Here is a 21,172-nt window from a genome sequence, read left to right as displayed (position 1 = left end):
GGGGCCGTCGGTGCGACCGAGGGCGGCCTGGGCCGCCCACCGGTCAGGGGGTCACTTGACGGTGACGGTGGCGCCGGCGCCCTCGAGGGCCTCCTTGGCCTTCTCAGCGGCGTCCTTGGCGACCTTCTCCAGGATCGGCTTCGGGGCGGCCTCGACGAGCTCCTTGGCCTCCTTCAGACCGAGCGAGGTCAGGGCGCGCACCTCCTTGATGACGTTGATCTTCTTGTCACCAGCGGCCTCGAGGATGACGTCGAACTCGTCCTGCTCGGCAGCGGCGGCCTCGCCACCACCGGCACCGCCGGCGGCGGGAGCGGCGGCCACGGCGACCGGGGCGGCGGCGGTGACGCCGAAGGTGTCCTCGAACTGCTTCACGAACTCGGAGAGCTCGATGAGGGTCATCTCCTTGAACGCGTCGAGGAGCTCGTCAGTGCTCAGCTTCGCCATGATGGCGTTCCTTCCGTTGGTGGCCGCGACATCTCGGTCGTCGGCCGGGTTTCAGGTGGTGGTGTGCCGGGGTCGGAGCCTGGTGGCTCAGGCCTCGGCGGTGTCGCCCTCGTCAGAGGCCTCGGCGGCAGCCGGGGCCTCGTCGGCGGGGGCCTCGGCCGCGGTGTCCTCCGCGGCGGGGGCCTCCTCGGCGGCGACCGGCGTACCGGCACCACCTGCGAGGATCGAGGGGTCCTGCTCGGCCTTGGCCTGCAGCGCACCCGCGAGGCGGGCGGCCTGGGCGATCGGCGCGTTGAGCAGGTAGACGGCCTGGCTGAGCGACGCGAGCATCGCGCCGGCCAGCTTGCCCAGCAGCACCTCACGGGACTCGAGGTCCGCCAGCTTGGCGATCTCGGCCGCGTCGAGGGGCTGGCCGTCGAGGACGCCACCCTTGATCACGAGGGTGGGGTTGGCCTTGGCAAAGTCACGCAGGCCCTTGGCGGCCTCGACCACGTCGCCGTTGATGAAGGCGATCGCGGTGGGACCGGTCAGCAGCTCGTCGAAGCCGGAGATCCCGACCTCGTCGGCGGCCAGCTTGGCCAGCGTGTTCTTGACCACGGCGTACGAAGCGTTCTCGCCGAGGGAGCGACGGAGGTCCTGCAGCTCCTTCACGGTGAGACCGCGGTACTCGGTCAGCACGGCACCTGCGGAGGCGTTGAACGACTCAACGATCTCCGCGACGGCCGCCTGCTTGTCTGCCCGCGCCATGGGTCTCCTCACTTCTGCTGGAGAGACCGCGGGCACCCGTGGAATGACGAACGCCCCGAGCACAGGTGCTCAGGGCGTGGACCGGCGGGGCCGGCTGCTCTGCTCACCTGCGCAGGTCGCCCGCTCTCGCGGGGCCTTCGGACCGACTGCCTGGGCAGCCGGACGACCGGCGGTCTCTGGTTACGGGACGTAACGATAGGTGCAACCCACGAGCCCGCCAAATCGGGCATGGTCGGACCATGACGAGCACCGGCTGGGCCGACGCCCAGAGCATCGACGACGTCCTGGAGCGGATGGCGACGATCGAGGCCGCCCTCCCGTCCGAGGACGGCGTGGCGACGTTCAACCGGATGTACCAGCAGGTCACCCGGCTCGTCGACGTCGCGATCGACCAGGGCAGGTTCGGGGCCGGTCCGTTCCTCGGGCGCCTCGACGTGCACTTCGCCAACCTGTTCTTCGACGCCTACGCCGCCGACCTCGACGGCCGCGAGGTCAACGACGCCTGGGCGCCGCTCTTCGACAACCGCCGCAAGCCACGGACCCACCCGATCCAGTTCGCCCTGGCCGGCATGAACGCCCACATCTGCCACGACCTGCCCTCCGCGGTGGTGCTGACCTGCCGGGAGCTCGGCGTCGACCCGGTCGACGACAGCCCCGAGCACGTGGACTTCTCCACGACCAACAGCGTGCTGGAGGAGGCCGCGGACGAGATCAAGTCGTGGTTCTCCAACGGCGTCGTGGCCCGGCTCGACGAGATCGGCGGGCGCCTCGACGACGGCTTCGCGATGTTCGGCATCCACGTCGCCCGGGCCGGCGCCTGGCAGGTGGCGCAGATGTTGTGGGACCTCGCCGACAACCCGCGACTGGACGCGATGTTCCGCGGCAACCTCGGGCGCGGCGTGGGCCTGGCCAGCCGCGGCATCCTGATCTGAGCCTGTCCCGGCGGACACCCCCACCGGGCCCGCCGGCGGGGCTGGCAGGATCGGGGCCATGACCGAGCGCGCGCCCCTGTCCTCCCTCTCCGCCGACGAGCTGGCTGCCTTCCTCGCCGACAAGCAGGCGGCGTACGCCGAGCTCAAGGACCGCGGGCTCTCGCTCGACCTCACGCGCGGCAAGCCGGCGAGCGACCAGCTCGACCTCTCCGAGGCGCTGCTCTCGCTCCCGACCGGGCACACCGACCGCAGCGGCGCGGACGTGCGCAACTACGGCGGGCTCGAGGGGCTCCTGGAGCTGCGCGAGATGTTCGCCGAGCTGCTGGGCGTGGAGACCGCCCAGGTCATCTGCGGCGGCAACTCCAGCCTCACGATGATGCACCAGGCGCTCACCGACCTACTGCTGTGGGGCGGCCCCGGCTCGGAGCGGGCGTGGAAGGACGAGCCGGTCGTGAAGTTCGTCTGCCCCGTCCCCGGCTACGACCGGCACTTCTCGATGCTGGCCGACTTCGGCATCGAGATGGTGACCGTCCCGATGAACGAGGACGGCCCCGACGTCGAGGCGGTCCGGGCGCTGGTCGCCGACGACCCGTCGGTCAAGGGCCTGTGGATCGTCCCGACGTACGCCAACCCGACCGGCGCCACCTGCTCGGTCGAGGTCGCGACCGCCCTGATGTCGATGCCGACCGCGGCCCCGGACTTCCGGGTCTTCTGGGACAACGCCTACGCGCTGCACCACCTCACCGACACCGAGGTCAAGAGCGCCGACGCCCTCTCGATTGCCGCCGCCAACGGCCACCCCGACCGGCCGATCATGTTCGCCTCGACCTCCAAGATCACCTTCGCCGGCGCCGGCGTCGCAGTGATGGCGATGTCCGAGACCAACAAGGCGTGGTTCCTGAAGCACCTCGGCATGGCCTCCATCGGCCCCGACAAGGTCAACCACCTGCGCCACGTGCAGTTCTTCGGCGACGCCGACGGCGTGCGGGCCCACATGCGCAAGCACCGCGAGCTCATCGCGCCGAAGTTCGCCGCGGTGCAGGCCGCCCTGACCGCCGAGCTCGCCGGGCTCGAGGTCGCCGAGTGGACCGAGCCGACCGGCGGCTACTTCGTGAACCTCGACGTCATGGACGGCACCGCCACCCGGGTCGTGCAGCTGGCCAAGGAGGCCGGTATCGCCCTCACCCCCGCCGGCGCGTCCTTCCCCCACGGCCAGGACCCGCGCGACCGCAACATCCGCCTCGCCCCCACCTTCCCGCCGCTGGAGCAGGTCGAGACCGCCATGGCCGGCGTCGCCACCTGCGTGGCGCTCGCCGCCGCGGAGGCGCTCACCCGCTGACGCGCTGTGGGTGGCGGAGCAGGGCTCGGACCCCCGACGGGGTGTTGGGGGCGGAGCGGCTCCCGGTCGCCCACACCCCCGCCGGAGGGATCCACCCCTTCCGCTCCTTCGTCGCTCCAGGGGGGCCAATCCCGCCACCCTCCGGCGGGGGTGCGTGCGTCCGTGTACCGCTCCGCCCTCGTGCCCGCCCGCAGGTCCGACCCGCACGCTTGAGGTCTCCACGGTGCCGGGGCGCCGCGCCGCGTCAGCGGCGTCGGCGGTGGGCCCGCCGCGCCCCCGGAGGAGGGTGGACGGGCCTGGCCCCCTCTCGTGAGGAACGAGCGAGAGGGGTGGTTCCGACGAAGGGGGTGTGGCGGGCCCACCGCCGTCGCCCCACTCCCGCGGGGCGGCGCCCCGACACCACCATCCCGGGCGACACCACCCACCCAGCCACGGAGAACGACACGAAGGCCCGGCCCCCTCGCGGGGACCGGGCCTTCGGCGTACAGCGGTGTCGACCGCGTGGACTCAGGCGCTGGCCTCGTCCTCGGCGGCGACGTTCTTGGTGCGGTTCGGGTCGACCTGGACGCCGGGGCCCATGGTGGTCGAGACCGTGATCTTCTTGATGTAGCGGCCCTTGGAGCTGGCCGGCTTGAGACGCAGCACCTCCTCGAGGGCGGCGGCGTAGTTCTCGGCCAGCGCGGCCTCGGAGAACGACGCCTTGCCGATGATGAAGTGCAGGTTGGCGTGGCGGTCGACGCGGAACTCGATCTTGCCGCCCTTGATGTCCGTCACGGCCTTGGCCGGGTCGGGCGTCACGGTGCCGGTCTTCGGGTTCGGCATGAGGCCACGGGGACCGAGCACGCGGCCGAGGCGGCCGACCTTGCCCATGAGGTCCGGGGTGGCGACCACGGCGTCGAAGTCGAGGTAGCCGCCGGCCACCTTCTCGATCAGCTCGTCGCCACCGACCTCGTCGGCACCGGCGTCGAGGGCGGCCTGGGCCTTGTCACCGACGGCGAAGACGAGGACCTTGGCGGTCTTGCCGGTGCCGTGGGGCAGGTTGACGGTGCCGCGCACCATCTGGTCGGCCTTGCGGGGGTCGACGCCGAGACGCATCACGACGTCGACGGTCTCGTCGAACTTCTTCTTCGAGGTGGTCTTGGCGATCTTGATCGCGGCGAGCGGGGCGAAGACCTCGTCCTTGTCGAACGAGGCGGCCGCTGCGCGGTAGGTCTTGCTGCGCTGCATGTCTGGGTTCTCTCTTCTCGGTCCAGGTGTGGTCGCTCGGGCCAGCGCGGCCCTGCCACAGGGGTGCGACGTCGGGGCGGTGCCCCGGGACGTCAGTCGGTCGTGATGCCCATCGAGCGGGCGGTGCCCTCGACGATCTTCATCGCGGCGTCGATGTCGTTCGCGTTGAGGTCGGGGAGCTTCGTCTGGGCGATCTCGCGCACCTGGTCCTTGGTCAGCTTGCCGACCTTCTCCTTGTGCGGGACCGAGGAGCCCTTCTTCAGACCGGCGGCCTTCTTGATCAGCTCGGCGGCCGGCGGCGTCTTCGTGATGAAGTCGAAGGACCGGTCCTCGTAGATCGTGATCTCGACCGGGATGACGTTGCCGCGCATGGACTCGGTCTGGGCGTTGTACGCCTTGCAGAAGTCCATGATGTTGACGCCGTGGGGACCCAGGGCGGTACCGACCGGCGGGGCCGGGGAGGCGGCGCCGGCCTGGAGCTGCACCTTGACCAGGGCAGCGATCTTCTTCTTCGGAGGCATGCTGCTTCTCTTTCTTCTCGTGGTCATGTCGAGGCCGCCGTGTGCGGCCTCTGCCACCTGCGCCAACCGGAGGCGCAGCGATCATTGTGGGACGGAGCCGGGGGTCCGCCCAAATCTGCGGGGTCGGGCGGCGGCGCCGCCCGACCGGTGCGTCAGACGCGCTGGATCTGGCTGAAGGACAGCTCGACCGGGGTCTCCCGGCCGAAGATCTCGACGAGCGCCTTGACGCGCTGGCTCTCGGCGTTGATCTCGGTGATCGTCGCGTGCAGCGTGGCGAACGGGCCGTCGACGACCATCACGGAGTCGGAGACCGAGAAGTCCGCGACCTCGACCGGCTTCTTCGCGGTGGTGGGCGAGCCGACGGGGGCGGTGCCGGCCGCGACGGCCTCGGCCTCGGCGCGGGCCACGACGGCGGGGGCCAGCATGTCCTCGACCTCGCTCATCGTCAACGGGACCGGCTGGTGGGAGTTGCCGACGAAGCCGGTGACCGAGGGCGTGTGGCGCACCGCGGACCAGGACTCGTCGGTGAGGTCCATGCGGACCAGGACGTAACCGGGGAGCACGGTGCGCTTGACCATCTTGCGCTGGCCGTTCTTGATCTCCGCGACCTCCTCGGTGGGGACCACGATCTCGTGGATGTAGTCCTCCATGTTGAGGGAGATGGCGCGGTTCTCGAGGTTCTGCTTCACCCGGTTCTCCATGCCGGAGTAGGTGTGCACCACGAACCAGTCGCCGGGCTTGGCCCACAGCTCGCGACGGAACTTCTCCAGCGGGTCGTCCGCGTCGGGCTCCTCGGCCTGCTCGTCCTCGTCGGCGTCGTCCTGGTCGGCGTCGCCGTCGACCTGGTCGGCGTCGCCGTCGACCTGGTCGGCGGTCTCCTCAGCGCCATCGGCGACCTCGACGGTCTCCTCGGCGCTGTCGTCGGCTGCGTCCACGACGGTCTCGTCGAGGGTGCCGTCGGTCTCCGCCGGCTCGAACTGCTCAGTCACGTCCTGCTCCATCACGTCGTACGTCGCCCGGGCTCGTGGCCGGGCCGGGTGCGGGTGGCCGCCCGCGGGTGGTGGCTGCGAGGTCCGGCCTCGCCGGGCTCACCGCCGGTCTGGGCTCACTGGTCGGCGTTGCCGCCGAACACCGCGAACGCCAGGCGGCCCAGACCGAGGTCGAGGGCCGAGATGATCGCCATCATCACCAGCACGAACACCATCACCACGAAGAAGTAGGTGACCAGCTGGTCCTGGGTGGGCCAGACGACCTTGCGCAGCTCGGCGACGACCTGCCGGTAGAAGGTCACCGGGCTGGTGCGCACGGGCTTGTCGTCGCGGACCGCGTTGTCCGTCACGCCGCCACCTCTCTCGCATCGTTGCTGGTGCTGCTCGCAGCCGACCGTGTGGTCGCTGCGTCCTGCAGGGCACGAGGGACTTGAACCCCCAACCTTCGGTTTTGGAGACCGATGCTCTGCCAGTTGAGCTAGTGCCCTCCGACGGTCCACCCCCGGGGCATGCCGAAGCATGGGGGGAGACCACCAAGCGGGGAGTCTACGGGTGCCGTCCACGCCGCGTCCAAACGCCCGCCGCCCGACGGGCGTGGCGGCGACGCCTAGGGTGGCGCCGTGCGCGACCTCCACCTGCTGCCCAAGGCGCACCTGCACCTGCACTTCACCGGCTCCATGCGGCACGGGACGCTGCTGGAGCTGGCCGAGCGCGACGGCATCTCCCTGCCGGAGTCGCTGGTCTCCGAGTGGCCGCCGCACCTCTCCGCCGCCGACGAGAAGGGCTGGTTCCGCTTCCAGCGGCTCTACGACGTCGCGCGCTCGGTGCTGCGGACCGAGGGCGACGTGCGCCGACTGGTCCGGGAGGCGGCCGAGGACGACGTACGTGACGGGGGCGGGTGGCTGGAGATCCAGGTGGACCCCAGCGGCTACGCCGCGCGCTTCGGCGGCATCACCGCCTTCACCGACCTGGTCCTGGACGCGGTGGTCGAGGCGTCGCGGGAGACCGGCCTCGGGATGGCCGTGGTGATCGCGGCCAACCGGACCCGTCACCCCCTCGACGCCCGGACGCTGGCTCGCCTGGCCGCGCAGTACGCCGGGAGAGGCGTCGTCGGCTTCGGGCTGTCCAACGACGAGCGCCGGGGCACCACCGAGGACTTCGGGCCGGCGTTCGCCATCGCCGAGCGGGCGGGGCTGATGCTCGCGCCGCACGGCGGGGAGCTGCTGGGCGCCGACCACGTCCGCACCTGCCTGGACCACCTGCACGCCGACCGCCTCGGTCACGGCGTGCGCTCCGTCGAGGACCCCGAGCTCCTGGAGCGGGTCGTCTCCTGCGGTGTCGCCCTGGAGGTCTGCCCGGTCTCCAACGTCGCCCTGGGGGTCTACTCCGACCTCACCTCGGTGCCGCTCCCCCAGCTGCTCGCGGCCGGCGCGACGATCGCGCTGGGCGCCGACGACCCGCTGCTGTTCGGCTCCCGGTTGGCCGCGCAGTACGCCACGATGCGCGCCGCCCACGACCTCGACGACGCCACGCTGGCCGAGCTGGCCCGGATGTCGGTGCGGGCCTCGCGAGCCCCCTCGGACGTGCGGACCCGCCTGCTGGCCGGCATCGACGCGTGGCTCGCCGGTCCGGACGAGCCCTCGCCCTGATCGCCTCTGCGAGGATGGCCCCGTGAGCGATCGCGAGCCCGAGGACGACAACACGCCCTGGACCCACCAGCCCTACGGCAGTGGGGCCAACCAGCCGCCGACCCCGCCGTCGTACCCGACGAACCCCTACGCCGACCCGGAGCGGGCGGCCCAGGAGGGCCAGCAGCCTCAGCAGGGTCAGGGCACCCCGCCGCCGTACGGCCAGGGACAGCCGCAGTGGGGGCAGCCGGGCTACGGCACGCAGGGCTACCCGCCGCCGGCCCAGCAGCCCTACGGCCAGCAGTACGGCCAGCAGTACGGCCAGCCCTACGGGCAGCCCTATGCCCAGCAGCCGGGCTACCAGCCCTTCCCGTCGGTGCCGTCGCACCCCCAGGCCAACGCCTCCCTGGTGTGGGGCATCGTGGCGCTGGGCGGGGGCTTCGTGTGCGGCCTGCCGCTGCTGGTGGGGCCCTACGCCTGGTTCCTCGGCTCCCGGGTCCGGCGCGAGATCGACGAGGCCGGCGGCCAGCTCGGCGGGCGCAGCGAGGCCAGCGCCGGGATGATCCTGGGCATCATCGCGACCGTGCTGCTCGCGCTGGGCGTGCTGGCGTTCGTCGCCATCATCGCGATCGCGGCGGGGACCTCCGGCTACTGACGACCGGCTGCGCCCTCGTCAGAGGGTGCAGCCGACGAGCACCGGCTCGTTGACCAGGCGTACGCCGAAGCGCTGGTCGACCCGCTCCTGCACCGCCCGCGCGAGACCGAGCAGGTCGGCGGTCGTCGCACCGCCGCGGTTGGTCAGCGCGAGGGTGTGCTTGGTGGACAGCGTCGCGCGCCCGCCGGTCACCTCGGCGCCCCAACCCTTGGGCAGCCCGGCGTGCTCGATGAGCCAGGCGGCGCTGGTCTTGACGGTGCCGTCGGGCTGCGGCCACGCCGGTGCCCCCTCGGGCACGTCGGCGGCGTCGAGCACGGGGTTGGTGAAGAACGAGCCGGCGCTCCACGTGTCGTGGTCGCCGGCGTCGAGGACCATCCCCTTGCCGCCCCGCAGCGCGAGGACGGCGGCGCGCACCTCGGCGAGAGGCGCCCGCTGGCCGGTCTCGACCCCGAGGGCGCGGGCCAGCTCGGCGTACGCGACCGGGGCGCCGAGGCTGCCCTGCCGCAGCTGGAAGGTCACCGACACCACCACGTGGCGGCCGGGGTCGGACTTGAACCGCGAGTGGCGGTAGCCGAAGTCGCACTCGGCGTGGGCGAAGGTGCGGAACGTCCGCTCGCGGCGGTCCCACGCGCGCACCTGGGCGATGGTCTGGGAGACGTCCTGGCCGTAGGCGCCGACGTTCTGGATCGGCGTCGCGCCGACCGACCCGGGGATGCCGGACAGCGCCTCCACGCCGACCCAGCCGCGCTCGACGGCGGTGGCGACGAAGGCGTCCCACGACTCCCCCGCCGCGACGGTCACCATCGCGCCGCCGCACGTCGGGTCGTCGTCCTCGACGTCGCTGCGGATGCCGCGGGTGGCCACCTCGACCACCGTGCCCGCGAAGCCCTCGTCGGCGACGACGAGGTTGCTCCCGCCACCGAGCACCAGGACCGGCTCGCCCGCGTCGTCGGCGGCGCGCACGGCCTCGACCAGCTCGGCCTCGGTCGTGGCGGTGACCCAGCGTCGCGCGGGGCCGCCGAGACGCAGCGTGGTGCGGTCGCGCAGGGCGGGGGCCTCAGCCACGGACCGGCCCCAGCACGGCCTTGGGCACGCCCAGCACCTTGGTGCCGCCGCAGGTGACGGTCAGGGCGACGGTGGTGGTGCCGTCGTCGCCCGGCTTCTCCTGGCCCTCCACGAGCACCTCGACGCCGCCCTCGGCCGGCACCACGACCGGGGCGGTGAACTTGCAGCCCAGGGAGACGACCTCGCGATCGGGGAACCAGTCGGCGACGGCGCGGGCGGCCAGCGCCATGGTGTACATCCCGTGCGCGATGACCCCGGGCAGCCCCACGGCCGTCGCGACCGCCTCGTCCTGGTGGATCGGGTTGTGGTCGCCGCTCGCGGCGGCGTACGCGACGAGGTCGGCGCGGGTGATGATGAAGGTGCGGCTCGGCAGGCTCATGCGTCGCCCTCCGTCCCGGCGCGGTGCACCAGCGTGGCGCCGGTCGTGCACACGAGCGCGCCGTCGGCGTCGAGGACCTCGCTGGTGGTGCTGATGATGTCGTTGCCGCCGATCTGGCGGAGCCCGGCGACGGTGAGTGTCGCGGTGAGGACGTCGCCCTCGCGCACGGGACGCTCGTAGGTGAAGCGCTGCTCGCCGTGGACGATGCGGTGCAGCTGGACCTGCTCGGCCTCGAGGAAGGCGTTCATCGCCTCGAAGGCCATCACGATCGGGTACGTCGCCGGCGCCGGCCCCCCGTCCCACTCCCCTCCGGTGGCGGCGGCGAAGGCGCGCAGGCCCTCGGCGGTGACGGGGTACGGTCGCGTGGATGGGAAGGAGCGACCGACGATCGAGGGGTCGACTGGCATGGGTCCAACCTACGGCCCGCGCGGCCGTGGTCGTGGCCACGGTCCTGGCACTGCTCGGGGCGTGCACGACGCCGTCGGCCGACCCGGACCCGGCCGGGTCCGGCCCGTCCCCCCGGTTGGCCGACTGCCCACCGGTGACGTCCGCCGACGTCCGCGGCCGGGCCCCGTCGTACCTGCCGGACCGGGCCGGGCTCACTCCGCTCCCCGTCTCGGACGCGGTCTGCGCCGCCGTCTGGGCGCCCCGCGGGGCCGCGGCGTTCGTGCCGCAGGGCGTGGCGGTGCGCGGGCGCACCGCCTGGCTGACCGGCTACGACGAGGGTGAGCCGGGCTCGTTGTGGTGCCGGGTGCTGCGCGTGGACCTGCGCACCGGGCGGCTGCTGGCCGACCGTCCGCGGGTCGAGGGCAGCGTGCCCGGTGGGCCCGAGGTGAGCTGCCGGCACGGCGGCGGCGCGGCCCTGGACCGGCACGGCCTGTGGCTCACGGAGAGCTCGCGGTTGTGGCTGCTGGACCCCGGCTCGCTGGACGTGCTGCGGGTCTGGCGGCTCGAGGACCCGGTGCAGGGCTCGTTCGGCCTCCTGGCACCCGACGGGCGGATCGGTCTCGGGCGCTTCCGTCCGTCACGGGTGCACCCGGGTCGTGCGGCGATGGACTGGTTCCGCGTGACTGACGTGCTGGCGCCCGGCGTCACGGCGCTGGGCGCGGCGGACGCGGTGGCGTCGCGGAAGGTGCCCTCCCACGCGCAGGGGGCGGTGTGGGCTCGGATGGGCGGGCGCACCGGGGTGTGGTTCGCCCGCTCGCACACGAGGTGCGGGGTCCTGGAGGGCCCGGGCGGCCGAGCGCGCGCGTTCCTCCCCGGGGCCGAGGGGATGGTCGCCACGCGGGCCGGTGTGTGGGTGGTCAGCGAGTCGAGCGCGCGAGCGTTCTGGACCCGCGGCGGTCGTCCCGTCGTCCCCACGCTGTCCAGGCTCGACACCTCGCGGGTGGGCGCCTGGCCCGAGCCGACCTGCGACCCGGCCGACTGACGGAACCGGGGTCCCGGGCTCCAAGGGCCAGGGCCTGGGCTCCAGGGCCCGGCGAACGCCGACGGCCCGCCAGGAGGACCTGGCGGGCCGTGCGTTCGCGACGAGCGCTGGGGTCAGCGGGTCTCGCGGTGGTCGGTGTGCGTCCGGCAACGCGGGCAGAACTTCTTCATCTCCATGCGGTCGGGGTTGTTCCGACGGTTCTTCTTGGTGATGTAGTTCCGCTCCTTGCAGTCCACGCAGGCGAGCGTGATCTTGGGGCGAACGTCAGAGCTCTTGCTGGCCATGGTGGTTCCTTGCTTGATCGGAGTCCGTGTGCGGAGAGTGTGGTAGCGGGGGCGGGACTCGAACCCGCGACACCACGATTATGAGCCGTGTGCTCTAACCACCTGAGCTACCCCGCCACATGGATGAGGGTCGACCCCGGTCTTCGACCGGCGCCGACCCGACCCAGAGCCCCTTTACGGAATCGAACCGTAGACCTTCTCCTTACCATGGAGACGCTCTGCCGACTGAGCTAAAGGGGCAACGACGCAGAACCATACAGAGTCTTCCCCGTGGGGAAAAATCGGGGCGTGACCTCCTGCTTCCACACCCCCCACGGCACCCCTGACGGCACCTCCGGCGACGCCTCCGCCCCCGCCGAGGAGGGCGGCGGCCGGGCCCTCGCAGAGCGCGTCCTCGCGACCCGGGCGAGCGCTCTCACCCGCGTCCACCCGCGTCGGGGGCCAGTTCGATGCCCGACCTGCGGGAGTGGGTGGATCGGGTCGAACCGGCGTATTGATACGCCGGCTCGGCGGGACAGCGGGTCGAGCCGGCGTATTGATACGCCGGCTCGGCAGGGCAACGGGTCGAACCGGCGTATTGATGCGCCGGCTCGGCGTCAGGCGAGGGTGGGGAAGGGGTGGGCCTGCTCGAGCTCGTAGGACAGCTCCAGCAGAAGGGCCTCGCGACCCGGGGCGGCGGCGAGCATCATCCCCAGCGGCAGTCCGTCGGGGGTCGTGGCCAGCGGCAGGGAGACCGCGGGGGCGCCGGTGGCGTTCTGCCAGGGGGTGAACACGACCCAGTCCATGAGCCGCTCCATGACCTGCTCGTAGCCCGGCTCCGGGGAGAGGTGGCCGATCGGTGGAGTCGCCGAGCCGAGGGTGGGCGTGAGCGCGACGTCCCACCGCTCGTGGAAGCGCTCGGCCAGCGCGGTGGAGCGGCGCAGCCGGGCGATCGCACCCGGGATGCGGTGCGCGGAGCGGGCGGCGTGACGGGCGAGTCCCGTCGTCAGCGGGTCGAGCCGGGACCGGTCGAAGGTGCGGCCGTGGTTGCGCCGACCGCCGGCCACGAGGACCCCGGCGAGCGTGGCCCAGTAGAGCAGGAAGTCGTCGGGGAAGGAGTCCGGCACCGGCGCCGGTACCTCCTCGACGTGGTGGCCCAGCTCCTCCAGGAGCGTGGCGGTGCGCCAGGTCGCCTCGGCGGTGGCGGCGTCCGCGCTGCGACCGGCGCCCTCGGTGTGCACCGCGACCCGCAGCCGCTGGCGGCCGGGCCGGGTGATGTCACCGACCGGCGGGAGCCGCAGCGGGCGGTAGACCTTCTCGGCCTCCCGGAGCAGTGCCGCGGTGTCCCGCACCGAGCGCGTGACCACGCCGTCGCTCACGATGCGCACCGGCTGGCCGCGCAGCATCGCGTCCTGGGCCAGCCGGCCACGGGTCGGCTTGAGCCCGACCAGGCCGTTGACCGCCGCGGGGATCCGGATCGAGCCGCCGCCGTCGTTGGCGTGCGCGATCGGCACCGCCCCCGCAGCCACGAGCGCCGCGGACCCGGCGGAGGAGGCGCCGGCGGTCCGGGCCGGGTCCCACGGGTTGCGGACCGGGCCGAGGCGGGGGTGCTCGACGGCGGCGTTGAAACCGTACTCCGAGAGCCGGGTCTTGCCGAGGGCGACCAGCCCGGTGGCCAGGTACATCCGCGCGAAGTCGCCGTCGCGGGCGACCGGCCCACCGACGTACGCGTCGGTGCCCTGCAGGGTGGGCATCCCGGCGACGTCGACGTTGTCCTTCACGAAGGTGGGTACGCCGGCGAAGAACCCGCCCCGCAGGTCGCGTGCCTCCGCACGCGCCCGCTCCCACGCCCGCCAGGCGACGGCCCCCAGCTCGGGGTCGACGGCCTCGGTGCGCGCGATCGCCGCGTCCACCACCTCGGGCGCCGACACCTCACCGGCGTGCAGGGCGGCGACCAGCCCGACGGCGTCGAGGTCGCGGAGGGCGTCATCGGTGAAGGCGTGCACGCGCGGCATGGCGCCGACCGTAGCGGGCCGACCGGGTCAGAGGAGCAGGGCGACGACCAGCGGGATGAGCAGGCTGGTGAGCAGCGCGGTCAGCCCCATGGACAGCCCGGAGAACGCGCCCTCCACCGGGTCCTCGGCCAGCGCCCTGGCCGTGCCGATGCCGTGGGAGACCCCGCCGATCGCCACCCCCCGCGCCCGGGGCTCGCGCACCCGCAGCCGGTCCAGCACCCACGGTCCGGCCACGGCCCCGAGGATGCCCGCGGTGATGGTGAGGACCGCGCTGAGGGCGGGGATGCCGCCGATCTCGGCGCTCAGCGCGAGCGAGACCGGCGTCGTCGTGGCCTTGGGCGCCATGGTGCGTGCGAGCTCCTCGGAGCCACCGAGGAGCTGGACGAGCAGGACCGCCGACCCCACGGAGACCAGGACCCCGAGCACCAGGGCGACCAGCATCGGCAGCGCGAAGCCGCGCAGCCGGTGCAGCTGGCGGTGCAGCGGCACCGCCAGCGCGACCGTCGCCGGCCCGAGCAGGAAGGTGAGCACGGCGGTGCCCTCGGCGTAGATCCCGAGGTCGACGTCGAGCAGCAGCAGGGCCGACCCCAGCAGCACGACGGCCACGAGCACCGGCTGGGCCACGGAGAGGCGGGTGCGGTCGAGCAGCCACACACCGACCCGGTAGGCCAGCAACGTGGCCACCAGCCAGGTCAGCGGCTGCTCGACGACCCACCTCATCGCGGGCCCCCTGCGGCCCGGCCGCGGGACCGGGGGGCCCAGCGGGTGAGCGCCTGCGCGCTGAGCCCGATCGTGGCCAGGCCCAGCACCCACGACCCGACGAGGGCCACGACGATGGGCAGCCAGTCCGCGGCGATCACCGCGCCGTAGGCCACGACCCCCACCCCGGGGACGATGAACAGCAGCTGGAGGTGCGGCAGCAGCGCGTCGGCGGCGACGTGGGCGGAGGTGTCCTCCCGACGGCGGACCAGCAGGACGACCAGCAGGACGACCATCCCGAGCACGGCACCCGGGACCGGCGCGCCGGTCGCGTGGGCGAGCACCTCGCCGGCGAGCTGGCAGCCCAGCAGCCAGGTCAGACCGGGGACGACGCGCACCCGGTGAGTCTCCCAGCCGGGATCAGCCGCGGCGGTGGCAGCCCACGAGGTGGGGGTCGAAGACGCCGGTGGCCTCCATCAGCGCGAACATCGTGGTGGGCCCGACGAAGGTGAAGCCGCGCTTCTTCAGCGCCTTGGAGAGCGCCACCGACTCGGGGGAGGTCGTCTGCTGCTGCTCGGTGTCGTGCGGGGCGGGCGCCACCGGCGGTGCGTGCTCGCGCACCAGCCGCTCCAGGCTGTCGGCGCCCTGTGCCTCGCGCAAGGCCACCAACGCCCGGGCGTTGGTGATCGCGGCGAGCACCTTGGCGCGGTTGCGGACGATCCCCGCGTCACCCATCAGCCGGACGACGTCGGTCTCGTCGTAGCCCGCGACCCGCTCGGGGTCGAAGGCGTCGAAGGCCGCCCGGAAGGCGGGGCGCTTGCGCAGGATGGTCGCCCACGAGAGGCCGGACTGGAAGGCCTCGAGGCTCAGCCGCTCGAACCACGCGGCGTCCCCGACGATGGGACGCCCCCACTCGTGGTCGTGGTAGTCGCGCATCTCCCCCGGACCCGCCGCCCACGGACAGCGGGCCAGGCCGTCCTCCCCGACGACCGGCCCCGTCACCGACGCTCCTTGAGCCGTACGGTGGGCAGCGCCGGCGCGGGGATGGGGCGGTGGTGGTCGCCCACGACGGTGCCGAAGCGCCCGTCGGCGACGTCCTGGGAGTCGGCGACGACCTCGCCGTCCCGGGTGATCTGGGCCTGCCACTCCTCGCGGTACGCCGCGACCTCGTCGTGGTCGGCGCCGATGAAGTTCCAGAACATCACGATCGCCTCGCCCAACGGCTCGCCGCCGAGCAGCAGGGCGCGGACCGGCTCCTCCCCCGCCTCGACGCGCACACCGGCCGCACCGGTCGGGAGGTAGGCGAGGTCGCCGCGGGTCGTGGGCGCGCCGGCGACCACCGGTGCGCCGGCATCGACCAGCACGGCGTGCTCGTGGGCGGGGTCGACGTCGAGGTCGAGGCTGGTGCCCGCCTCGAGCAGCAGCTCGGCACCCACGAGCGGGGAGAACGTCGTGACCGGGGACGTGCTGCCCAGCAGCGACCCGAGGAAGACCCGGGCCTCCCACCCGGGCCCGCCCACCGGATCGGGCACGTAGTGGGTGAAGCCGGGGTCGGTCGCGCGGTGGGCGGCCGGCAGTGCCACCCACAGCTGCGCCCCGTGCAGCGTGGTGGTGCGCGCGGTGGAGACCTCGGAGTGGGAGATCCCCCTCCCGGCCGTCATCAGGTTGAGCTCCCCGGGCCGCACCATGGCGTGGTGGCCGGCGGAGTCGCGGTGCTCGATCTCCCCGGTGAACAGCCACGAGACCGTCTGCAGCCCGGTGTGCGGGTGAGGGGCGACCTTCATGCCCCCGCTCTCGGCCACCTGGTCGGGGCCGTAGTGGTCCACGAAGCACCACGCGCCCACCAGCGTCCGCGAGCGCTGCGGGAGGGTGCGGCGCACCGTCATCGCGCGGGGACCGCCGAGCGGCACCTCACGGGCTGACATCACCTCGACCTGCCCGCCGTCGCGGCTGGAGCAGGTCACCTCGTCCATCGCGTCGGCGGGCGGCTCCAGGCGGGTCATGGACCGATCCTAGGAGCCGGCTACGACAGCTGGTCCGGCTCGACGACCCGCTTGGCCTCGTCGCCACGGCCCGACGGGACCACGTGCCCGGCGTCGCTGGACCAGCGCCGGGCGTCGTCGTGGGTGGTGCGCTCCAGGCGCACCACCACCGACTTCGACGTCGGGGTGTTGCTGCCCAGCGCGGTCGAGGCGAGCGGGACGAGCGGGTTGGTCTCGGGGTAGTAGGCCGCCGCGCACCCGCGCGGCTGCTCGTAGGCCACGACCCGGAAGGCCGGGGCGACCCGCTCGACGACCGCGGAGGAATCGTCGTCGGGGTCGCGCCACTCGCTGACCAGGTCGACCAGGTCACCGTCGGCGAACCCGAGGGCGGTGACGTCCTCGGGGTGCACGAAGACCACGCGGCGCCCGTTGCGCACCCCGCGGTAGCGGTCGTCGAGACCGTAGATCGTGGTGTTGAACTGGTCGTGGCTGCGCATGGTCTGCAGCAGCAGCCGCCCCTCGGGGACGTGCAGCACGTCCAGCGGGCTGACGGCGAAGACCGCCCGCTCTTGCCGGGTGGGGAAGGTGCGGCTGTCGCGCGGCGGGTGCGGCAGCACGAACCCGCCGGGCTGGTCGACCTTCTCGGCGTACGCCGCGGCACCGGGCACCACGCGCGAGATCCGGTGCCGGATCTCGGTGTAGTCGGCGCGGAACCGCTCCCACGGCACGGCGTGGTCGGCGCCGAGGGTGGCCAGGGCGATGCCGCAGATGATGTCGACCTCCGAGCGCAGGTGCTCCGAGGCCGGCTCCAACGGGCCGTGCGAGGCGTGCACCGCCGACATCGAGTCCTCGACGGTCACCCGCTGCCGGGTGCCACCGGTCAGGTCGCGCTCGCTGCGCCCCAGCGCGGGCAGGATGAGCGCGGTCCGCCCGTGGACGACGTGGGAGCGGTTGAGCTTGGTGGACACGTGCACGGTGAGTGCGGCCCGCCGGAAGGCCTCCTCGGTCACGGCGGTGTCGGAGATGGCGGCCACGAAGTTGCCGCCCATCCCGATGAACACCGAGGCGTCGCCGTCGTGGAGCGCCCTGACGGAGGCGACCGAGTCGTAGCCGTGCCGGCGCGGCACCGGGATCTCGAACTCGTCCTCGACGGCCCTGAGGAAGTGCTCGGGCGAGCGCTCCCAGATGCCCATCGTGCGGTCGCCCTGGACGTTGGAGTGACCACGGACGGGGCACAGCCCCGCGCCCGGCTTGCCGATGTTGCCCTGGAGGAAGGCGACGTTGGCGATCTCCTTGACCGTGGCCACGGAGTTGCGGTGCTGGGTGATGCCCATCGCCCAGCACAGCACGGTGGCCGAGGAGTCGCGGAACATCTGGGCCGCCTCCTCGATCTGCGCACGCGAGAGGCCGGTCGCGGCGAGCACGGCGTCCCAGTCCAGCTCGCGCAGGTGGGCGGCGTACTCCTCGAAACCGTGGGTGTGCTGCTCGATGAAGTCGTGGTCGAGGGCGTCCCACTCCAGCAGCAGCGCGCCGATCGCCTGGAACAGGGCGAGGTCGCCGTTGACGCGGACCGGCAGGTGCAGGTCGGCCAGGTCGGTGCCCCGGCCGACGACGCCGCGGGGGTTCTGCGGGTTCTTGAAGCGCACCAGGCCCGCCTCGCGCAGCGGGTTGATCGCGAGGATCTTGCCGCCGCCCCGCTTGGCCTTCTCCAGGGCCGAGAGCATGCGTGGGTGGTTGGTGCCGGGGTTCTGGCCGGCCACCACGACCAGCTCGGCGGTCTCGACGTCGTGCAGGCTCACCGAGCCCTTGCCGATGCCGATCGACTCCGCGAGGCCGACCGAGGTCGACTCGTGGCACATGTTGGAGCAGTCGGGGAGGTTGTTGGTGCCCAGCGAGCGGGCGAGCAGCTGGTAGGCGAAGGCGGCCTCGTTGGAGGTCTTCCCGGAGGTGTAGAAGATCGCCTCGTCGGGGCTCGCGAGCTCGCGCAGGTGCGAGGCGATGACCTCGAAGGCGTCCTCCCAGGTGATCGGCTCGTAGTGCGTCCCGCCCGGCCGGAGCACCATCGGCTCGGTGAGCCGGCCCTGCTGACCCAGCCAGAAGTCGGTGCGTTCGACCAGCTCGGCGACCGGGTGGTCGGCGAAGAAGCGGCGGTCCACGCGACGCAGCGTCGCCTCCTCGGTCACGGCCTTCGCGCCGTTCTCGCAGAACTCGGCGGTGTGCCGGTGGCCCGCGTCCGGGTCCGGCCAGGCACAGCCCTGGCAGTCGAACCCGTCGACCTGGTTGAGCCGCAGCAGGGTGCGCGCGGTGCGGATCGGGCCCATCTGCTCGACCGCCCGCTTCATCGCCACCGCGACCGCGGTCGGCCCGGCGGCGTGGTCCTCGGGATCCCCCACGTGCAGCTCTCGCTCGTCGAGGTCGTCACGGGGGGCTGAGCGGTTCCAACCGAGAGGCATGCCCCCATCATGCGCAGCGCCACCGGCACCGGGTCCACCCGTGCGGGCCCTCCAGCCCGAGCCGGCCGGCCGGGCGCGGCTGCGGGACGGCGCCGGGACCGCTATCTTGCCGAGCACACGCGTCGAGGAGGAGCACATGTCGAGCACACCCCCGCCCTACCCGCCCGGTGAGCCGGGAGGCTCCGGACCCGACTACGGCCAGACCCCACCGCCCCCGCCCCCCGGTGGTGGGTACGGCGGCGGCTACGGCACCCCGCCCCCGAGCGGGCCGCCGGCCGGTGGTGGCTACGGCGGTGGTGGCTACGGCGGCGGCGGCTACGGCGGGGCACCCTCGCCCCAGTGGAGCGTCGGCGACGCCGTGCCGTTCGGGTGGCGCACCTTCAAGGCCAACGTCGGCCCGATCCTGCTCGCGATCCTGGTCCTGCTCATCGTCAACGGCGCCCTGCAGGCGCTCGGCTCGGCCTTCGGCGACAACATCCCGCTCACGCTGGCCTTCGGCGTGCTCGGCTGGGTGGTCGGCACGGTCCTCAGCGCCGGCGTCGTCCGCGGCGCCCTCGACCTGACCGAGGGTCGCGGCATCCGCCAGGACTTCATCATGGCGCTGTTCCAGCCGCCGAAGCTGCCGCAGGTGCTGCTGCTCGGCCTGCTCCAGGGCGTCATCGTCACCGTGGGCCTGATCCTGTGCGTGCTGCCGGGCCTGGTGGCGATCGTGCTCACCGCCTTCAGCGTCTACTTCCTGGTGGACCGTCCCGACCTGGACGCGATCGGCTCGCTGAAGGCCAGCGTCTCGCTGGTCACGGGCAACCTCGGCTCGGTGCTGCTGTGGATGCTGACCTGCCTGGGCCTGGCGATCGCCGGGACGCTCGCCTGCCTGGTGGGGCTGCTGGCCGCGCTGCCGGTGATCTACCTCGGCACCGCCTTCACCTACAAGCGGCTGACGGGCCAGCCGGTCGCCGGCTGACCACTCCGCCCCGGCTCGCAGCAGCCGCAGCACGGACCGCGCCGGGCTCCCGACCTCGAGGAGCCCGGCACGGCGTACGCCCCACCGGGCCGTCGTGACCTGCACCACCGACGACGCCCGGGCCCCGCGTACGGATGGGGGTATCTGTCCAGACCACCGGTCCGCTGGGCGAGAACGCGCCCGGCCGCCTCGCACATCCGGGTGACCATGGCCGGACCCCCCCAAGCCCCCCAGGAGGTCTGATGACCCCGCACGCCCCCGCCACGGTGCACCGGACGGCCCTAGCCGTCTCGACCGCGCTGATCACCGCCCTTCCCGTCCTCGCCGTCAGCGGCGCCCCCGCCGGGGCCGCCGCACGCTCCGACGCAGCCTCGTCGGCCAGCGCGACGACCGATGCGCTCGCCGCTCGCGCCGGCAAGAAGAAGGGCACGCAGAAGTACCACCACCGCGCCAAGGTGGGCTCCCAGGTGCTCCGCGCGATCGTGCTGGACCAGACCCCCGGCATCGAGGGCGGCAAGGTCGTCGACCTGCGCGTGGGTCGCGCTGCCGCCAACATCAACACCCGCAAGGAGAACACCGCGGTCTCGACGTCGAAGACGCTCGGCGGCCGCGGCCTCGCCGACAACGACCTCTCCGGGCTGCTCACGGCCCTGGTGGCGAAGGTCGGACCGGCCAAGGGCAAGGAAGCCGTGCCCTCCCAGACCCTCGTCCCCGTACCGGCTGAGCCGCTGCTCTCGCTCGGTGTCTCCACCGGGGACACCATGGCCCGCTGGAACGGCCCGAAGAAGTGCGTGCCCGGCCGCAAGGCGGTGACCTCGTCGACCTCCTCCACCGCCGACCTGGCGGTGCTGCCCAGCGTGATCCCCGGCTTCGGCTCGCTGCTCGGGCTCGACGGCACCGTCTCGGCCATCCAGAAGACGTCCTACCTGCCCAAGAAGAAGAAGGCCGGCCTCAAGGCCGTCGCCACCACCGCGCTGGCCGACATCGGCCTCTTCGGCGACATGGTGAACGTCGAGGTCGTCGCCGACCCGAAGATGGTCGCCGTGGCCACCGGCCGTCCGGGCAAGGCCAAGATCACGTACACCCCCGCTGTCCTGGAGATCACCGGCCCCGACGGCTCGCCCGTCCCGATCCCGACCGACGGGGCGCCCGCCGAGATCGGCATCCCGGCGAACCCGCTGCTCGGCCTGACCATCCAGTTCCCCGGCATCATCTCGGAGAAGGTGACAGACAACGGTCGGATGGCGAAGGCCAAGTCGGTCACCCTGCGCCTGGTCCTCTCCCTGGCCGGCCAGGTCATCGCCGACGTGGCGGTCGCACCGCTGCAGACCAAGGTCAAGGTGCCCAAGGGCGGCATCACCTGCTGAGGCAGCAGCAGGTCCCCCGGACCCGCTGAACGGATCCACCGGCGACGAGCGCTGGGCCTGCGGCCCAGCGCTCGTCC

Annotated in this window: 23 protein-coding genes and 3 tRNA genes; 7 read left to right on the top strand and 19 right to left on the bottom strand. The window is 73.0% G+C overall.

Annotation, left to right across the window (positions count from 1 at the left end; translation table 11 throughout):
* Positions 1-51 precede the first annotated feature (51 nt).
* Both rplL and rplJ read right to left on the bottom strand, forming a co-directional pair.
* Positions 52-444, bottom strand: coding sequence for a 50S ribosomal protein L7/L12 (gene rplL, locus BKA05_RS01570; protein ID WP_179529852.1), 393 nt, complete (start codon positions 442-444; stop codon positions 52-54).
* 87 nt (positions 445-531) lie between these two features.
* Entirely contained in the window at positions 532-1,191 is a 660-nt protein-coding gene (rplJ, locus tag BKA05_RS01565) for a 50S ribosomal protein L10 (RefSeq protein ID WP_179529851.1), read from the bottom strand.
* 239 nt (positions 1,192-1,430) lie between these two features.
* On the opposite strand from rplJ, the gene BKA05_RS01560 reads away from it, so the two are divergent.
* Positions 1,431-2,123 carry a DUF5995 family protein gene (locus tag BKA05_RS01560; RefSeq protein ID WP_179529850.1) on the top strand — a complete coding sequence of 231 codons (693 nt, stop codon included), beginning with the start codon at positions 1,431-1,433 and terminating at the stop codon, positions 2,121-2,123.
* A gap of 58 nt (positions 2,124-2,181) precedes the next feature.
* A complete protein-coding gene (locus BKA05_RS01555; protein ID WP_179529849.1) occupies positions 2,182-3,462 on the top strand; it encodes an aspartate aminotransferase type Ic in 1,281 nt (426 codons plus the stop codon).
* Between the two features lie 507 nt (positions 3,463-3,969).
* Here the strand turns inward: BKA05_RS01555 and rplA are convergent.
* From rplA to BKA05_RS01530, 5 genes are all read right to left on the bottom strand, one after another.
* Positions 3,970-4,689 (bottom strand): 50S ribosomal protein L1, encoded by a 720-nt coding sequence (gene rplA, locus BKA05_RS01550; RefSeq protein WP_179529848.1) that lies wholly within the window; start codon positions 4,687-4,689, stop codon positions 3,970-3,972.
* Positions 4,690-4,781: 92 nt separating this feature from the next.
* Positions 4,782-5,210, bottom strand: a complete 429-nt coding sequence (gene rplK, locus BKA05_RS01545; protein ID WP_179529847.1) for a 50S ribosomal protein L11 — start codon at positions 5,208-5,210, stop codon at positions 4,782-4,784.
* Between the two features lie 152 nt (positions 5,211-5,362).
* On the bottom strand, positions 5,363-6,211 hold the full coding sequence (gene nusG, locus BKA05_RS01540) for a transcription termination/antitermination protein NusG (RefSeq protein ID WP_179529846.1): 849 nt from the start codon (positions 6,209-6,211) through the stop codon (positions 5,363-5,365).
* 104 nt (positions 6,212-6,315) lie between these two features.
* Positions 6,316-6,549 carry a preprotein translocase subunit SecE gene (secE, locus tag BKA05_RS01535; RefSeq protein ID WP_179529845.1) on the bottom strand — a complete coding sequence of 78 codons (234 nt, stop codon included), beginning with the start codon at positions 6,547-6,549 and terminating at the stop codon, positions 6,316-6,318.
* A 65-nt stretch (positions 6,550-6,614) separates the two neighbouring features.
* Positions 6,615-6,687, bottom strand: a tRNA-Trp gene (locus tag BKA05_RS01530).
* A 132-nt stretch (positions 6,688-6,819) separates the two neighbouring features.
* On the opposite strand from BKA05_RS01530, the gene BKA05_RS01525 reads away from it, so the two are divergent.
* Positions 6,820-7,848: an adenosine deaminase gene (locus BKA05_RS01525; RefSeq protein WP_179529844.1), complete on the top strand. Its 1,029-nt coding sequence runs from the start codon at positions 6,820-6,822 to the stop codon at positions 7,846-7,848.
* A gap of 22 nt (positions 7,849-7,870) precedes the next feature.
* Positions 7,871-8,482 (top strand): DUF4190 domain-containing protein, encoded by a 612-nt coding sequence (locus BKA05_RS01520; protein ID WP_179529843.1) that lies wholly within the window; start codon positions 7,871-7,873, stop codon positions 8,480-8,482.
* A gap of 18 nt (positions 8,483-8,500) precedes the next feature.
* Here the strand turns inward: BKA05_RS01520 and BKA05_RS01515 are convergent, their stop codons facing one another.
* From BKA05_RS01515 to BKA05_RS01505, 3 genes are read right to left on the bottom strand one after another with little or no spacing between them, the layout of a single operon-like run.
* Positions 8,501-9,547 (bottom strand): UDP-N-acetylmuramate dehydrogenase, encoded by a 1,047-nt coding sequence (locus BKA05_RS01515; RefSeq protein WP_179529842.1) that lies wholly within the window; start codon positions 9,545-9,547, stop codon positions 8,501-8,503.
* Positions 9,540-9,926: a MaoC/PaaZ C-terminal domain-containing protein gene (locus BKA05_RS01510; RefSeq protein WP_179529841.1), complete on the bottom strand. Its 387-nt coding sequence runs from the start codon at positions 9,924-9,926 to the stop codon at positions 9,540-9,542. The genes BKA05_RS01515 and BKA05_RS01510 overlap by 8 nt, the downstream gene beginning before the upstream one ends.
* Entirely contained in the window at positions 9,923-10,333 is a 411-nt protein-coding gene (locus BKA05_RS01505; protein ID WP_179529840.1) for an FAS1-like dehydratase domain-containing protein, read from the bottom strand. Before BKA05_RS01505 ends, BKA05_RS01510 begins: the two co-directional genes overlap by 4 nt.
* Positions 10,334-10,467: 134 nt before the next feature.
* Between BKA05_RS01505 and BKA05_RS01500 the strand changes: the two genes are divergently transcribed.
* Entirely contained in the window at positions 10,468-11,355 is an 888-nt protein-coding gene (locus tag BKA05_RS01500) for a hypothetical protein (protein WP_218842210.1), read from the top strand.
* A gap of 113 nt (positions 11,356-11,468) precedes the next feature.
* Here BKA05_RS01500 and rpmG read toward each other — a convergent pair whose 3' ends face one another.
* The 9 genes from rpmG to BKA05_RS01455 form a co-directional block, all read right to left on the bottom strand.
* Positions 11,469-11,639, bottom strand: coding sequence for a 50S ribosomal protein L33 (gene rpmG / locus BKA05_RS01495; RefSeq protein WP_179529838.1), 171 nt, complete (start codon positions 11,637-11,639; stop codon positions 11,469-11,471).
* 40 nt (positions 11,640-11,679) lie between these two features.
* Positions 11,680-11,756 (bottom strand) — tRNA-Met (locus BKA05_RS01490).
* A gap of 50 nt (positions 11,757-11,806) precedes the next feature.
* A tRNA-Thr gene (locus BKA05_RS01485) sits at positions 11,807-11,879 on the bottom strand.
* Between the two features lie 356 nt (positions 11,880-12,235).
* Complete coding sequence (locus BKA05_RS01480) at positions 12,236-13,633, bottom strand: amidase (RefSeq protein WP_179529837.1); 1,398 nt, start codon at positions 13,631-13,633, stop codon at positions 12,236-12,238.
* A 27-nt stretch (positions 13,634-13,660) separates the two neighbouring features.
* Positions 13,661-14,353 (bottom strand): LrgB family protein, encoded by a 693-nt coding sequence (locus BKA05_RS01475; protein ID WP_179529836.1) that lies wholly within the window; start codon positions 14,351-14,353, stop codon positions 13,661-13,663.
* Entirely contained in the window at positions 14,350-14,730 is a 381-nt protein-coding gene (locus tag BKA05_RS01470; RefSeq protein ID WP_179529835.1) for a CidA/LrgA family protein, read from the bottom strand. The genes BKA05_RS01475 and BKA05_RS01470 overlap by 4 nt, the downstream gene beginning before the upstream one ends.
* Before the next feature lie 22 nt (positions 14,731-14,752).
* Positions 14,753-15,334, bottom strand: a complete 582-nt coding sequence (locus BKA05_RS01465; RefSeq protein ID WP_179529834.1) for a DNA-3-methyladenine glycosylase I — start codon at positions 15,332-15,334, stop codon at positions 14,753-14,755.
* The gene (locus tag BKA05_RS01460) at positions 15,331-16,335 is read right to left on the bottom strand and encodes a pirin family protein (RefSeq protein WP_179529833.1); all 1,005 of its coding nucleotides are present in this window, start codon (positions 16,333-16,335) and stop codon (positions 15,331-15,333) included. Before BKA05_RS01460 ends, BKA05_RS01465 begins: the two co-directional genes overlap by 4 nt.
* Positions 16,336-16,355: 20 nt before the next feature.
* Positions 16,356-18,767 carry an FdhF/YdeP family oxidoreductase gene (locus BKA05_RS01455; RefSeq protein WP_179529832.1) on the bottom strand — a complete coding sequence of 804 codons (2,412 nt, stop codon included), beginning with the start codon at positions 18,765-18,767 and terminating at the stop codon, positions 16,356-16,358.
* A 136-nt stretch (positions 18,768-18,903) separates the two neighbouring features.
* On the opposite strand from BKA05_RS01455, the gene BKA05_RS01450 reads away from it, so the two are divergent.
* Together BKA05_RS01450 and BKA05_RS01445 are read left to right on the top strand one after the other, a co-directional pair.
* Positions 18,904-19,728 carry a DUF2189 domain-containing protein gene (locus BKA05_RS01450; RefSeq protein WP_179529831.1) on the top strand — a complete coding sequence of 275 codons (825 nt, stop codon included), beginning with the start codon at positions 18,904-18,906 and terminating at the stop codon, positions 19,726-19,728.
* A 242-nt stretch (positions 19,729-19,970) separates the two neighbouring features.
* Positions 19,971-21,095, top strand: coding sequence for a hypothetical protein (locus tag BKA05_RS01445; protein ID WP_179529830.1), 1,125 nt, complete (start codon positions 19,971-19,973; stop codon positions 21,093-21,095).
* Positions 21,096-21,172 lie beyond the last annotated feature (77 nt).

It is taken from the genome of Nocardioides marinus (assembly GCF_013408145.1).
GTDB lineage: Bacteria > Actinomycetota > Actinomycetes > Propionibacteriales > Nocardioidaceae > Nocardioides > Nocardioides marinus.
The sequence above is the reverse complement of the archived record's forward strand: the minus strand, read 5'-3'. Positions and strand labels throughout refer to the sequence as shown.

Coding starts and splice junctions, on each gene's coding strand:
- rplL (WP_179529852.1), bottom strand. CDS start 444: ATGGCGAAGCTGAGCACTGACGAGCTCCTCGACGCGTTCAAGGAGATG.
- rplJ (WP_179529851.1), bottom strand. CDS start 1,191: ATGGCGCGGGCAGACAAGCAGGCGGCCGTCGCGGAGATCGTTGAGTCG.
- BKA05_RS01560 (WP_179529850.1), top strand. CDS start 1,431: ATGACGAGCACCGGCTGGGCCGACGCCCAGAGCATCGACGACGTCCTG.
- BKA05_RS01555 (WP_179529849.1), top strand. CDS start 2,182: ATGACCGAGCGCGCGCCCCTGTCCTCCCTCTCCGCCGACGAGCTGGCT.
- rplA (WP_179529848.1), bottom strand. CDS start 4,689: ATGCAGCGCAGCAAGACCTACCGCGCAGCGGCCGCCTCGTTCGACAAG.
- rplK (WP_179529847.1), bottom strand. CDS start 5,210: ATGCCTCCGAAGAAGAAGATCGCTGCCCTGGTCAAGGTGCAGCTCCAG.
- nusG (WP_179529846.1), bottom strand. CDS start 6,211: ATGGAGCAGGACGTGACTGAGCAGTTCGAGCCGGCGGAGACCGACGGC.
- BKA05_RS01510 (WP_179529841.1), bottom strand. CDS start 9,926: ATGAGCCTGCCGAGCCGCACCTTCATCATCACCCGCGCCGACCTCGTC.
- BKA05_RS01505 (WP_179529840.1), bottom strand. CDS start 10,333: ATGCCAGTCGACCCCTCGATCGTCGGTCGCTCCTTCCCATCCACGCGA.
- rpmG (WP_179529838.1), bottom strand. CDS start 11,639: ATGGCCAGCAAGAGCTCTGACGTTCGCCCCAAGATCACGCTCGCCTGC.
- BKA05_RS01480 (WP_179529837.1), bottom strand. CDS start 13,633: ATGCCGCGCGTGCACGCCTTCACCGATGACGCCCTCCGCGACCTCGAC.
- BKA05_RS01475 (WP_179529836.1), bottom strand. CDS start 14,353: ATGAGGTGGGTCGTCGAGCAGCCGCTGACCTGGCTGGTGGCCACGTTG.
- BKA05_RS01460 (WP_179529833.1), bottom strand. CDS start 16,335: ATGACCCGCCTGGAGCCGCCCGCCGACGCGATGGACGAGGTGACCTGC.
- BKA05_RS01455 (WP_179529832.1), bottom strand. CDS start 18,767: ATGCCTCTCGGTTGGAACCGCTCAGCCCCCCGTGACGACCTCGACGAG.
- BKA05_RS01450 (WP_179529831.1), top strand. CDS start 18,904: ATGTCGAGCACACCCCCGCCCTACCCGCCCGGTGAGCCGGGAGGCTCC.
- BKA05_RS01445 (WP_179529830.1), top strand. CDS start 19,971: ATGACCCCGCACGCCCCCGCCACGGTGCACCGGACGGCCCTAGCCGTC.